The sequence below is a fragment of the Methylobacterium sp. J-048 genome (assembly GCF_022829515.1).
Lineage (GTDB): Bacteria > Pseudomonadota > Alphaproteobacteria > Rhizobiales > Beijerinckiaceae > Methylobacterium.
Genome location: NZ_JAKSYL010000150.1, coordinates 37,194 through 49,898 on the forward strand (window position 1 = coordinate 37,194; position 12,705 = coordinate 49,898).

At 71.1% G+C, this 12,705-nt stretch carries 13 protein-coding genes; 2 read left to right on the plus strand and 11 right to left on the minus strand.

The window, feature by feature from the left end:
- Positions 1 to 18: 18 nt before the first annotated feature.
- The 7 genes from rarD to metC form a co-directional block, all read right to left on the minus strand.
- Positions 19 to 918: an EamA family transporter RarD gene (gene rarD / locus MKL09_RS14665; protein WP_244021137.1), complete on the minus strand. Its 900-nt coding sequence runs from the start codon at positions 916 to 918 to the stop codon at positions 19 to 21.
- A gap of 139 nt (positions 919 to 1,057) precedes the next feature.
- Positions 1,058 to 2,767, minus strand: coding sequence for a methyl-accepting chemotaxis protein (locus MKL09_RS14670; RefSeq protein WP_244021140.1), 1,710 nt, complete (start codon positions 2,765 to 2,767; stop codon positions 1,058 to 1,060).
- A gap of 260 nt (positions 2,768 to 3,027) precedes the next feature.
- Positions 3,028 to 3,630: a pyridoxamine 5'-phosphate oxidase family protein gene (locus MKL09_RS14675; protein WP_244021142.1), complete on the minus strand. Its 603-nt coding sequence runs from the start codon at positions 3,628 to 3,630 to the stop codon at positions 3,028 to 3,030.
- Positions 3,627 to 3,962, minus strand: coding sequence for a lipid-A-disaccharide synthase N-terminal domain-containing protein (locus MKL09_RS14680; RefSeq protein ID WP_244021144.1), 336 nt, complete (start codon positions 3,960 to 3,962; stop codon positions 3,627 to 3,629). Before MKL09_RS14680 ends, MKL09_RS14675 begins: the two co-directional genes overlap by 4 nt.
- Positions 3,956 to 4,723: a glycosyltransferase family 2 protein gene (locus tag MKL09_RS14685; RefSeq protein WP_244021146.1), complete on the minus strand. Its 768-nt coding sequence runs from the start codon at positions 4,721 to 4,723 to the stop codon at positions 3,956 to 3,958. The genes MKL09_RS14680 and MKL09_RS14685 overlap by 7 nt, the downstream gene beginning before the upstream one ends.
- Positions 4,720 to 6,441: an ArnT family glycosyltransferase gene (locus MKL09_RS14690; RefSeq protein ID WP_244021148.1), complete on the minus strand. Its 1,722-nt coding sequence runs from the start codon at positions 6,439 to 6,441 to the stop codon at positions 4,720 to 4,722. Before MKL09_RS14690 ends, MKL09_RS14685 begins: the two co-directional genes overlap by 4 nt.
- Before the next feature lie 84 nt (positions 6,442 to 6,525).
- Entirely contained in the window at positions 6,526 to 7,716 is a 1,191-nt protein-coding gene (metC, locus tag MKL09_RS14695; protein ID WP_244021150.1) for a cystathionine beta-lyase, read from the minus strand.
- 348 nt (positions 7,717 to 8,064) lie between these two features.
- Between metC and MKL09_RS14700 the strand changes: the two genes are divergently transcribed.
- Positions 8,065 to 8,298 carry a type II toxin-antitoxin system HicB family antitoxin gene (locus MKL09_RS14700; protein ID WP_244021151.1) on the plus strand — a complete coding sequence of 78 codons (234 nt, stop codon included), beginning with the start codon at positions 8,065 to 8,067 and terminating at the stop codon, positions 8,296 to 8,298.
- On the opposite strand, the gene MKL09_RS14705 is transcribed toward MKL09_RS14700, so the two are convergent.
- The gene (locus tag MKL09_RS14705; protein WP_244021153.1) at positions 8,256 to 8,429 is read right to left on the minus strand and encodes a hypothetical protein; all 174 of its coding nucleotides are present in this window, start codon (positions 8,427 to 8,429) and stop codon (positions 8,256 to 8,258) included. The genes MKL09_RS14700 and MKL09_RS14705 overlap by 43 nt on opposite strands.
- A 41-nt stretch (positions 8,430 to 8,470) precedes the next feature.
- Between MKL09_RS14705 and MKL09_RS14710 the strand changes: the two genes are divergently transcribed.
- Positions 8,471 to 8,806: a hypothetical protein gene (locus MKL09_RS14710; RefSeq protein ID WP_244021155.1), complete on the plus strand. Its 336-nt coding sequence runs from the start codon at positions 8,471 to 8,473 to the stop codon at positions 8,804 to 8,806.
- Positions 8,807 to 8,869: 63 nt separating this feature from the next.
- On the opposite strand, the gene ntrC is transcribed toward MKL09_RS14710, so the two are convergent.
- Genes ntrC through dusB form a run of 3 tightly spaced genes read right to left on the minus strand, consistent with a single transcriptional unit; the run spans position 8,870 to position 12,540 of the window.
- Positions 8,870 to 10,330: a nitrogen regulation protein NR(I) gene (gene ntrC, locus MKL09_RS14715; RefSeq protein ID WP_243965482.1), complete on the minus strand. Its 1,461-nt coding sequence runs from the start codon at positions 10,328 to 10,330 to the stop codon at positions 8,870 to 8,872.
- A gap of 48 nt (positions 10,331 to 10,378) precedes the next feature.
- Complete coding sequence (locus MKL09_RS14720; protein WP_244021157.1) at positions 10,379 to 11,521, minus strand: two-component system sensor histidine kinase NtrB; 1,143 nt, start codon at positions 11,519 to 11,521, stop codon at positions 10,379 to 10,381.
- A complete protein-coding gene (gene dusB, locus MKL09_RS14725) occupies positions 11,518 to 12,540 on the minus strand; it encodes a tRNA dihydrouridine synthase DusB (protein ID WP_244021159.1) in 1,023 nt (340 codons plus the stop codon). The genes MKL09_RS14720 and dusB overlap by 4 nt, the downstream gene beginning before the upstream one ends.
- Positions 12,541 to 12,705: the final 165 nt, after the last annotated feature.

A 12,705-nucleotide genomic window follows, 5' to 3' on the forward strand; every position in this document is an offset into this window, starting at 1 on the left:
CGGGGCGCATGGACTGCCTTATACACGCATCGGGTCGGGATCCGACCGGACCTCGACCACAGGTTCGACCGGCCGCCGGCCGCGCAGCGCGTCGACGCTGTAGAGGGCGAGCGCCGCCCAGATCAGGACGAACATCGCCGCCCGGGGCGGTTCCACGTGCTCGCCATAGGCCAGGACGCTCAGGCCGAGCAGGCAGGTCGGGGCGACGTATTGCAGCAGGCCCAGCGTGGTCAGGCGCAGGCGTACCGCGGCGGCGGCGAACCAGATCAGCGGGAGCGCGGTGGTCACCCCCGTCAGCATCAGCAGCGCGAGGCTTTTGGGCTCCGCCGGCAGGAACGGCTCGGGCGAGAACACGAGCCACAGGATCGCCAGCGGCAGGAGCAGCAGGGTCTCGGCCAGGAACCCGACCAGCGCGTCGACCCCGACGATCTTTCGGACGAGCCCGTAGAGCGCAAAGCTCACCGCGAGCGACAGCGACAGGGCCGGCAACTCCCCCGCCCACAGGACCGCGACCGCGACGCCCACCGCCGCGATCCCCACCGCCACGGCCTGCAGCGGCCGCAGCCGCTCGCCGAGCACGATGCGCCCGAACGCCACGCTGACCAGGGGATTGATGTAGTAGCCCAGGCTCGCGTCGAGCAGGTGCCCGCGGTCGATCGCGTAGAGGTAGAGCAGCCAGTTCACCCCGATCATCGCGGCCGAGACCGCCAGCAGGGCGTGGCGGCGGCACAGGGGCAGCGGCAGGTTGAGGCGCCTGCGCGACGCGAGCGCCAGGGCCAGCGCACCGGCGAACAGGCTCGACCAGACGATCCGCTCGGCCAGGATGTGGTTCGGGCCGAAGGCCCCGAGCATACGGAAATGCACCGGGACCAGCAGGCCCCAGCTCAGATAGGCGGCGAGCGCGTAGACGAGGCCCACAGTGTCCTCCCGGTCGACCCGCCGATCGGACCCGGGCGAGCGGACGGTGCCGAGGCTTTACGCCCGGCCGCCCCCGCCCGACAGGGGGGGCGGTGCAGGGCTGACATCCCGGGCGGACGGAGGCGGTTCGGCGACGGGCTCAGGCGGCCCGGATCGTCGCCAGGAAGCGGCCGACCTCGCCGCTGAGATGCTCGGACTGGCGCGACAGCTCGGAGGCCGCGTCGAGCACCTGGCCCGCCGCCCTGCCGGTCTCCTCGGCGGCCGAGGCCACGCCGACGATGGTGCTGGTCACCGCGCCGGTACCCTGCGCCGCCTGTCCGACGTTGCGCACGATCCCCTGGGTCGCCGCGCCCTGCTCCTCGACCGCGGCCGCGATGGAGGTCGCCACCGTCTCGATCTCCCGGATCCGGTTGGTGATCCCCGCGATGACCGAGACGGCCGCGCCGGTGGATCTCTGGATCTGGCCGATCTGCCCGGCGACCTCTTCCGTGGCCTTTGCGGTCTGGTTGGCCAATTCCTTCACCTCGGCGGCGACCACCGCGAAGCCGCGACCCGCCTCTCCGGCCCGGGCGGCCTCGATGGTGGCGTTGAGGGCCAGCAGGTTGGTCTGGGCCGCGATGTCGGTGATCAACCTGACGACGTCCCCGACCTTGGCGGCGGCGGCGCTGAGTTCCTGCACCAGGGTCGCGGTCTGGTCGGCCTCGGACACCGCGCCCTGGGCGAGCTTGGCCGAACCATCGACCTGCCGGCCGATCTCCTGGACCGACGAGCCCAGCTCCTCGGCCGCGCTCGCCACGGTGTTGACGTTGGAGGCGGCCTCCTCGGCCGCGGCCGCCACGGTGGTGGATTGGCTGGCGGTCTGCGTGGCGGTGGCGGTCATGGTCTGGGCGGTGGCCTGCAATTCGGTCGCCGAGGACGAGACCTGGCCGATGATCCGGCCGACCGTGCCCTGGAAGCCGTCGGCGAGGTCCAGCATGGCCCGGCGGCGCGCCTCCGCGGCCGCCTCGTCGGCCAGCCGCCGGATCTCGGCCTGCTCGGCGGCCTTCTGGGCCACCAGCGCCTTGATGCCCTCCACGGCCCGGCCGATCAGGCCGATCTCGTCGCCGCGCCGTGCTTCGGGGATCTCGGCGTCGATCTCCCCGTCCGCCATGCGCCGCAGAACGGCCGTCAGCCGGTGGATCGGGCGCGTCACGCCGAAGACCACGACCAGGATACCGCCGACGATGCCCGCCGCGATGCCGAGGAGCGACACGTTCAGCAGCAGGGAGCGCGTCGCGTTGGTCTCGGTGGTCAGGTCGTCGGACCGCTTCTGGACCGAAGCATCGATATCGCGCACCAGTGAGCGGACGGACGCGATCAGTTCCGTCCGGAGGGGGTCTGCCGTCCGATGTGCCAGCGTCAACGTTTCGGCGATCTGGCCCTTGGCGGTCAGGTCGCGGATGTCGCGGATGATCCGGGCATAGGCGTCGAACTGCGTCGCAACGCGGTCCATGCGCTCACGGAAGACCGGGGCGTCCTGACGTGCGCCTTCGAGCAGCTTTGTCGCTTCCGGCACGATGACGTCGGCGCTGTCGAGGCTGTCGAGGGTGTCGCCGGCGCGGCTCCCCTCCGGCGTGCCGGCTTCGGCTACGGCGCGGAAAGCGACGTAGCTGAGGTGCATGACGCTGCGGTTCACGCGCGCCATCTTGACGGCCGCCCTGGCATCCTGCGCGAGCAGGCTCGTGTACGCATCGTCGATCGCTGCAATCTTTTGAGACGTATACCAGGCACATCCGAAAAATATCACGCTAATAATAGCAATGATTGAAATAAGTTTTGGCGTGATGCCAATATTAGAGATCGATTTCATGGCACAACCTGCGTGCTGCTTGCAATGATCGTACTATCATAGCGCATATTAAATTTTTTCCTCATCATAAAAATATTATTGATCAGAATCGAGAATAAATTGCACGTGATCCGGCGCATTCACTTATTATTGAACTGGGAAAAGCAAAAAATTTGCATTATTTATTGAAATCGACAAGTATAATTGCATCGTTATTTTAATTTCATCTGTATTTTTGCCGCCCCGCGACGGCCGGACCGCAGGTCGCGCGCCGGGGTCGGTCAGGGTGCGATCCAGCCGCCGGTCCAGCCGGCTAGAACCCTCCGCCAAGCCCCCCGGCGATGGCCGCGGCGGTCGAGATAGAGGAAGTCCAGGCGCTCGGCCCGCACCACCACGGCGGCGAAGTGCGGTCGGCCGAGCGTGGCCGCGGTCTCCTCGTCCGGCAGCGTGTAGGCGCCGCCCGTGGGCAGGGCCGTGCCCGGCGCGGGGTCGGCGCCGTAGCAGACCCGGCTCATCGCCCGGGAGCCCGCCCAGGCGGCTTCCGCGACGGCGTCGTCGGTATGGAGCACCGCCCGGCCCTCGATCCGGATCTGGATCTTGGCGGGTGCGTCGTAGGCTGTGAGCGCGCAGGCGGGATTCGCCCCGATCTCGGCGGCCTTGTCGGAGCGGCGGTCGCAGTGGAACCGGAGCGTGCCGGCGTCGGGATCGGCGGCGCGCAGCACCACGGTCCGCAGCCGCGGGCCGCCCCCGGGCCCGAGGGTCGCCAGCACCGGCAGGTGGAACCCGCTCCGACCCTGCGCGGCGCCCTCTGCCAGGAGCCGCCACAGCTCGCCGAAGGTGGCGTCGAGGTCGTCGTAGAAATCCGGCAGGGGTGCGCGGGTCATGCGGTGCCGCCCCGCCGCCGCTGGCGCTCGCGAAAGATCAGCGCGAGGTTGCGCAGATAGATGCCGGTGGACAGGCCCTGGCCGATGATGATCACCGGCTCCCGGCGGACGAACCCGTAGACCAGGGTCATCAGCCCGCCCAGGATCGACAGGAACCAGAACGAGAGCGGCATCACGCTCCGCCCGGCCCGCTCGCTGGCGATCCATTGCAGGATGAAGCGCGAGCCGAACACCATCTGGGCGACGATGCCGAACACCACCCAGAAATCGAGCCGGGTGACGAACACGTCGTAGAAATAGTCCGGCAGATCGTGGGCGAGCTGGATCAGCATCCGACATCCTGGTCTGCGGGCGCGGCGGCCGGAGCGAAGAGTTCCTGCGGCTGCGGATCGGCCCGCTTGCGCCGGATCAGCCACCAGACCCCGGCGAGGTCGAGGAGCCCGACCCAAAGGCGGTCGAACAGGCCGTAATTCGAGAGTCCGGTGAGCCGGGGCCGGTCGATCACGTCGTGGTGGACCACAAGAAATCCCTCGCGCACCACCAGGGCCGGCATGAACCGGTGCAGGGCGTCGAAATAGGGCAGCCGGAGATACACGGCGCGGCGAAACACTTTTAAGCCGCAGCCGGTGTCGCGGGTGGCGTCCTTCAGGATGCGCCCGCGCACCCCGTTGGCGATGCGCGATTGCAGCATCTTGAAGCGCCCGTCCTTGCGCCCGCGCCGCTGCCCCTGGGCGAGGCCGGCTTGCGCGCCGCCCGCCTCCAGGGCGGCGAGCAGGGCCGGGATGAAGGCCGGGTCGTTCTGGCCGTCGCCGTCGAGGGTCGCGACGATCGGCGCCCGCGCCGCCAGGACGCCGCTGCGCACCGCCGCCGACTGACCGCCGCCCCGCGCGTGCCGCACCACCCGCAGCCACGGCCGGCCGGCGCGGGCCGCCGCCAGGGCGACCGGCGTGGCGTCGGTGGAGCCGTCGTCGACGTAGATCAGCTCGAAGCCGAGGGGCGCGCAGGCGGCCTCGATCTCGGCCACCAGGGGGGCGATGTTGCCGGCCTCGTTCTTCACCGGCACGACGACGCTGAGGTTCGGGGCGCCGGTCATGGGGCCACCGCGTAGGCGGTCACGAACACCCGCCGGCCGGTATTGAGGTTGAAACCCTCGACCTCGGCGAGCGGCGCGGGCGCACCCCGCGCCACCGGCCAGGCGGCGTTGAAGTCGTCCCGGTCCCGGGCCTCGACGAACAGCAGCCGGCAGCCGCCCGCCTCCAGGAACTGCCTAGCGGCGGCGCCGTCCGGCGGCAGGGCGAGGTCGGTGCCGGTGAGGAAGACGAGGCTCGGCTCCCGGTAGCCGAGGCTCGCGACCTGCGGGTTCGGGCAGCTCATCCGGTCGCGCAGGGCGGCCAGCCGCGGCGAGACCTTCAGGGCCGGGAGCGCACGCTGCGCCACGCCCAGCACCGCCGGCCCGAGCAGGCAGGAGGCGACGATTCCGAGCACCAGGGCGCGCTCGGGCCTGCCGCCCGCGAAGGCCATCCAGGCCAGAGCCGCGACCGCGCAGGCGGCAGCGAGCAGCGGCAGCGCGGTCCAGGGGAGCGTATGGCTGTCCAGCCGCCAGCCGGCCAGGCACAGGCCGAGCGTCAGGCCCACGGGGATCGCCGGCACCAGCAGGGCGGTCGCCCGCGCGCCCCGCAGACGCGGGTCGAGGGCGCCGCGCGAGAGGGCCAGGGCGGTGAGGATCGCGAGCCACGGCATCAGCGGCAGGACATAATGGGGCAGCTTGGTCGGCACCGCCTCGAAGACCAGCCAGGCCGGCAGCACCGCCGCGATCAGGAACGCGAAGGCCGGCTCGCGCCGGGCGCGCCAGGCGAGCGGCAGGCTCATCGCCGCGAAGGCCGCGCCCGGCCAGAAGGTCGCGAAGAACGCCAGCGTGTAGGCCCCCGGGGGCGCCCAGTGGCGCTCGGCCGCGCCGCCAACCTTGCCGAGCATGTCGTGCCCGACCGCCTCGGCGTAGAAGGCGCCGCCGCTCTTCCAGGCGATCGCCGCGAACCACGGCGCCACCAGCAGCAGCGTCAGCGCCAGCCCCGCCCATGGCTTCAGGGCGAGCAGCCAGCGGCCCGAGCGCGCGACCACCGACAGGATCAGCGCCGGCAGCACGACGAACAGCGGCACCATCGGCCCCTTGACCAGGATGCCGAGCGCCATCCCCAGCCAGAAGGCCGGGAAGACCGCGCGGCCCACGGTTCCGCTGGCCCGGTATGCCAGCCACACCCGGGCGAGCGCCCCGAGGCTGGCGGTGGCGCAGGCGGCGAGCAGGGCGTCGGTCTTGGCGAGATGCGCCTCGGCCGCGAGCATCAGCCCGGCGCCGTACAGGGCGGCGGCCAGCAGCGCGAGGCGGCGGGGCAGGAACGCCAGGGCCGCCCAGTAGGCGAGCAGCACCGAAGCGGTGGCGCCGATCAGCGACGGGATCCGGTACAGGGCGATCTGCCGGCGTGCGTCGGGGACGCCGAGCGCCTCACCCGCCGCCACCGCGGCGGCCTGCGCCCAGTAGATCCCGACCGGCTTCTTGTGCCGGGCCTCCCCCTGGAAGCGGATGTCGACGAGGTCGCCGCTCTCCAGCATCTGCTTCGAGGCCTGGGCGAAGCGCGGCTCGTCCCGGTCCATCGGCTGCAGCGAGATCTGGCCGGGCAGGAACAGCAGCAGGCACAAAGCCAGCAGGGCCAGGACGGCGCGGGCATGGGTCAGGCTCAGCGCGTCGAGCCCGCGGCCGGTCCGGTCGACAGAGGCGAGGCGCGGGACGCCGTCGGCGGAGAGGCTCGTGCTCATGCCCGGCCGGTCAATCAGGATCGGACGGGAAGGTCAAATGCGCCGTCATCCCTCCGTCATCGCGCGCGACGACGGCGCAGGCCGTCAGGACGCCGCCCGCAGGCGGGCGAAGCCGGCGTCGAGATCGGCCTGGAGGTCGGCGATGTCCTCCAGCCCGATGTGGAAGCGCAGGGCCGGGCCGCCCGGGGCCCACTGGGTGGCGGTCCGGTAGCCGGCGCAGTCGAACGGGATCACCAGGCTCTCGAAGCCGCCCCAGGAAAAACCCATCCCGAACAGCTCCAGCCCGTCCAGCATGGCGGCGACCGCGGCCTCGGGCACCGGCTTGAGGATCACCCCGAACAACCCGGAGGCGCCGGCAAAGTCGCGCTTCCAGATCGCGTGGCCGGGATCCTCCGGCAGCCCGGGATGCAGCACCCGCAGCACCTCCGGCCGCGCCTGAAACCAGCGGGCCATCTCCAGCCCGACGCGTCCGTGCTCGCGCAGGCGCAGCGCCATGGTCCGCATGCCCCGGAGCGCCAGGAAGATGTCCTCGGCACCGGCGCAGGGGGCAAGATGATCGAAGGTGCGCCGCAGTGCCGGGTAATACGCGGCGTTGGCCGAGGCCAGGCCGATCAGAAGGTCGGACCCGCCGCTCAGGTACTTGGTCCCCGCCTCGACCGCGATGTCGACCCCGCGCGCGTGGGGCGGGAACAGCAGCGGCGTCGCCCAGGTGTTGTCCATGATCACGCAGGCGCCCTGCGCATGCGCGACCTCCGCGATCGCCGGGACGTCCTGCATCTCGAAGCTCTGCGAGCCGGGCGCCTCGACCAGCACCGCCTTGGTGTTCGGGCGCATCAGCTCCGCGATGCCGGCCCCCACGGTCGGGTCGTAATAAGTGACCGCGACGCCGAACCGGGCCAGGACGCCGTCGCAGAACTGCCGGGTCGGGCGGTAGGCCGAGTCGGTCACCAGCAGGTGATCGCCGGCCGAGACCGCGGCCATCAGGGCGACGGTCAGTGCCGAGAGACCCGAGGGCGTCACCACCGTGCCGGCGGCGCCGGCGAGTTCGGTCCAGGCGTCGGTGAGCGAGTCCATCGTGGGCGTCGCCGAGGTGCCGTAATTGTAGCGCCCGCGCCGGTGCTTGATCGCGTCGTAGGTCGGGTAGAGCACGGTCGAGCCGCGATAGATCGGCGTGTTGACGAAGCCGTGCTGCGCGCCCGGATCCCGGCCCGCATGGACGAGGCAAGTCGCCGCCCCGAATGTTTGCTTCGACTCGGGCTTGGGCGTCAGGGACATTGGGGCTCGACGATCGCGTTGCGCTGCAATGCACGAAGCCCGCCGGTTCGGGCGAGGTCAAGCCTGAGGCGCGATCGAGAGGCTTTCTCGGCCGACACGGAGGTTGTGCATTCCGTTGGAACTCTGGGACGCACCGGACGGCTGTCAAACCCGCTTTGTCATTCCGGGGCGCCGCAGGCGAGCCCGGAATCCAGAGCCGCTGACAGTGCAAAGTTCTGATCGACCTGCGGTTCTGGATTCCAGGTTCCGCTATGCGGCTCCGGAATGACGCGGTGGTTTGAAGGTACGCTGCCCTTTTCACACCGTGCGGAAGCGATAGTTTCAACGACGCCCGCCAGGAGTATCGCCGTGGACATGCTGACCTATCGGGGCTTCTCAGCCCGCGTCGAATTCGACGCCGAGGATGGGCTGCTCTTCGGCCAGATCGCCCATATCAACGACGTCATCAGCTTCCACGGCGAGAGCAGACGCGCGCTCGAGGCCGCGTTCCGCGAAGCGGTCGACGATTATATCGCGCTGCGCCCACCCGGTCCCACCGCTCACGGCTTCTCCGCCGGATCTGAGGTGGCGGCCTCCTCGTAAGCTTGCATCCAGCCGGCATGCTCTTCGGAGCCCTCCGGATAGGGACATTCGCTCGCCGGCTTACCGTAGAGGCGGGCGTTGCGGCCCTGGATGAACGGGCTGTCGCTCGCGGTGGCCTGGACGTTCGTCAATATCGCCTCCCGAACATTGGCACCCATCCCGGACACATGGGGTGAGCTTCGTTAACGGGCCGGCGGGTAATCTGTTGCCGTCTCAAGTCGCGTTCCGGGTCGTCTGCGTGCGTATCCTGCGTTCTCTCTTCGGCGGCGTCCTCGTGCTGGTCTCGACGGCGATCGTCGCCCTCGTCAGCGCCGACCGGCTCGCCCATCTGGCGCCGCCGGCCGTGGTGCGCGCCGCCCAGGCCGAGCCCTCGGCGACCGGGTCGCTCCCGGCGCCGGTGAAGGCTGCGCCGGCCCCGAAGGCGGCCGTGCCCAGCATCCCGAACGGCTTCGACACCGAGCGGCTCAACGCCCTGATGCGCGGCGACCCGATCCTGCCGCGGCGCTGAGCGCGTTCGGAGCTGCGCGCCCCGACACCCCCGCCAAAGGGCCGCAGGCCCTTTGGGAACCCGTTACCGGGCGGTGCGGAACACCTGCAGGTCGAGGTCGCGGACCTTCTTGCGCAGGGTGTTGCGGTTGACCCCCAGCAGCTCCGCCGCGCGGATCTGGTTGCCCCGCGTGGCCGCCAAAGCCGCGCCGATCAGCGGGCCTTCGATCTCCCGCAGGATCCGGTGATAGAGCCCGGGCGGCGGCAGCGTGTCCCGGTAGCCCGAGAAATAATCCGACAGGTGGCGCTCCACCGCGCTGGACAGGCTCTCGGATTCGCCATTGGCCTTGCGGGCGCTGCCGTTGGCCGAGGCCGGGGCGGCGAGCGGCAGGGTGTCGAGCTCGGCCTCGATCACCGGGCCGGTGATGGTCTCCTGCGGATAGAGCGCGGCCAGCCGCCGGACCAGGTTCTCCAGCTCGCGGACGTTGCCGGGCCAGCGGTAGCGCTTGAGCCGCTCCATGGCGTCGCCGTCAAGCGACTTGCGGGTCAGGCCCTCGCGCTCGACCAGCACGAAGAAGTGGCGGATCAGGTCCGGCACGTCCTCGGACCGCTCCCGCAGGGCCGGCAGCCGCAGCGGCACGACGTTGAGGCGGAAGAACAGGTCCTCGCGGAAAATGCCCTGCTGGATCGAGATCCGCAGGTCCTTGTTGGTCGCCGCGATGATCCGGACGTTGGTCTTGATCGGAACCCGCCCGCCGACCGTGGTGTACTCGCCCTGCTGGAGCACGCGCAGCAGCCGGGTCTGGGCCTCCATCGGCATGTCGCCGATCTCGTCGAGGAACAGCGTGCCGCCCTCGGCCTGCTCGAACCGGCCGGCCGAGCGCTGGAGCGCGCCCGTGAAGGCGCCCTTCTCGTGGCCGAACAGCTCGGACTCGATCAGGTCGCGCGGGATCGCGGCCATGTTGACCGGCACGAACGGGCCGGTGCGGCGGCGGCCGTAATCGTGCAGCGCCCGGGCGACCAGCTCCTTGCCGGTGCCGGACTCGCCGGTGATCATCACGGTGAGGTCGGTGGGCATCAGCCGGGCGAGCGCCCGGTAGATCTCCTGCATGGCGGGCGAGCGCCCGACCAGCGGGATGTCCTCGTTGTCGGGCGGCGCGCCGGCCGCGGGCGCCCCGCGGGGCCGCGACAGCGCGCGGCCCACGATGGCGATCAGCTCCTTCAGGTCGAAGGGTTTCGGCAGGTACTCGTAGGCGCCCCGCTCCGAGGCGCGGATCGCCGTCATGAAGGTGTTCTGCGCGCTCATGACGATGATCGGCAGTTCCGGCCGCACCCGCTTGATGCGGGGCAGCAGGTCGAACACGTTCTCGTCCGGCATCACCACGTCGGTGATGACGAGGTCGCCCTCGCCCTGCGCGACCCAGCGCCAGAGGGTGGCGCAATTGCCCGTCGAGCGGACTTCGTAGCCGGCCCGGGACAGTGCCTGGTTCAGCACCGTGCGGATGGCGGCGTCGTCGTCGGCGACGATGATGTGGCCGTTCGGCATGACTCTCTACTCAGACCTCCGGCCGGGTGGCCGAAACACAAGGCGACATCACGGATCGACCGCCGATTCGCGCCCGTCGCGGGCGCTGGACATCGGCAGGAGGATGCGGAACGTCGTGCGGCGGGGGGCGGGATCGCACTCGACGATGCCTCCGTGGTCGCCGACGATCTTGGCCACCAATGCAAGTCCGAGGCCGGAGCCCTGGGCCTTGGTGGTCACGAACGGGTCGAACAGGTCGGGCAGCAGCTCGGCCGAGATGCCCGGACCGTTGTCGCGGATCGCGACCTCGATCGGCAGGCTGACCCGCTCGCGCGAGCCCGGCACCTGCAGGCGCAGGCCGGTGCGGAACGCCGTGGACAGGGTGATCTCGCCCTCGACCGCGTCGGGGCCGATCGCCTCGGCGGCGTTCTTCACGAGGTTCAGGATCACCTGGATCAACTGGTCGCGGCTGCCGAGCACCGGCGGCAGCGACGGATCGTAGGTCTCGACGAAGCGGATATGGCGCGCGAACCCCGACTGCGCCGAGCGCTTCACCTGATCGAGCACCCCGTGGACGTTGACGGCGCCGCGATCGGACGGGCGCTCGTCGCCGAACAGCTCCATCCGCTCGACGATGCGGACGATCCGGTCGGATTCGTCGCAGATCAGCCGGGTGAGCATCCGGTCCTCCTCGGCGCCGGTGCCCTCCAGGAGCTGCGCGGCGCCGCGGATGCCGGCGAGCGGGTTCTTGATCTCGTGGGCCAGCATCGCGCCGAGCGCCACCATCGAGCGCGCGGCGCCGCGGTGGGTGAGCTGGCGGTTCATCTTGTCGGCGATGGTGCGCTCCTGGAGCATCATCACCACGGCGTCGTCGTCGTCGGCGAGCGGCGTCGCGAACACGTCGACGCTGCGCTCCAGGCCGAGGCGGGGCTGGGTCAGCTCGACCCGGTACTCGCTGACGCTGGCGCGGCGGCGCCGGACCTCGGCCACGAGCGCGATGATCGGCGAGGCGAACGGGATGATGTCGCGCAGGCGGCGGCGCTGCATCAGGCGCGCGGAATAGTCGAAGAACGCCTCCGCGGCGTGGTTGCAATGGAGGATCCGCTCGTCGCCGCCGATGGTCAGGACCGGCAGCGGCAGGGCGTTGAGCACGGCCTCCCCGGCCGGGGCGCGCCGGCCGCCGGGATCGTGCGGAAAGGCGTCCTCGCTCACGCGGCCTCCCGGACGATCTCGGCAACCCCGAACGCGCGGGCGAGCAACGCCAGCGCCACCTCGGGATCGGTTGTGGTGAGGAGCGCGGTGCGCTCGGCCGGCTCCAGCGCCCCGCCGGTCTCGGCATAGGCGGCCAGATGCTTGCGGGCGTGGCGCACGCCCATGCGGAGGCCGTAGAGCGACAGCAGGCCGGCGTAATGCGCGGCCGCCAGCGCGGCCTGCTCGGCCCGGGACGGCGGCTCCGCGGGACGGCCGGTGAGCGCCGCCGCCACCTGTCCGACCAGCCAGGGCCGCCCGGTGGCCGCCCGCCCGATCATCACCCCGGCCGCGCCGGAGGCCGCGAGGCACGCCCGAGCGCTTGCGAGGTCGACGACGTCGCCGTTGGCGATCACCGGGATCGACAAAGCCTCGACCACGGGGCGGATCGCGGCCCAGTCGGCCACGCCGGTGTAGAATTGCTGCCGGGTCCGGCCGTGGACGGTGACGGCGTTGAGCCCGAGCCGCTCGGCCCGGGTCGCGAGATCGACGGCGTTGCGGGTGGCGTCGTCCCAGCCCAGCCGCATCTTGACGGTGACCGGCACCGATACCGCGCCGCGCACGGCCGCGAGCAGCCGCTCGGCATGGTCGAGGTCGCGCATCAGCGCCGAGCCCGAGGCGATCCCGGTGACGATCTTGGCCGGGCAGCCCATGTTCACGTCGATCACGTCGGCCCCGCCCGCCTCGGCGAGCCGGGCGGCCTCGGCCATGGGCTCTGCCTCGCAGCCGGCGAGCTGGACCACGTGCAGGTCGACGCCCGAGCCGTCCGCCCGCAGGGTCGCCTCGCCGGCGCCGCGGGCGAACTCGCGCGCCGCCACCATCTCGGACACCACCGCGTCGGCGCCGCACCGTAGGGCGATCCGGCGCATATGCAGGTCGGTGACTCCCGACAGGGGCGCGAGCAGGCAGAGCGGGGCGGAAGAATCCCCCCTACCTGCCGTTCGTCCCCCGCGCAGCGCGCTTAAATAATGATCAGTCGCCATTCTGCACAACAATGAGGCAAATGCGGTCCGCTGGCAAGCGGGGGCCGCGCGTTGATTTCGCGCCCTCCCCCGCTTAAACGACGGGCACCCTCACCGGCAGAGGTTCGGCAGCACGGCAGGCCCGCGCGCCCGCTGCCGTCCGCTTCCCGGTCTCCACGAGTTCGC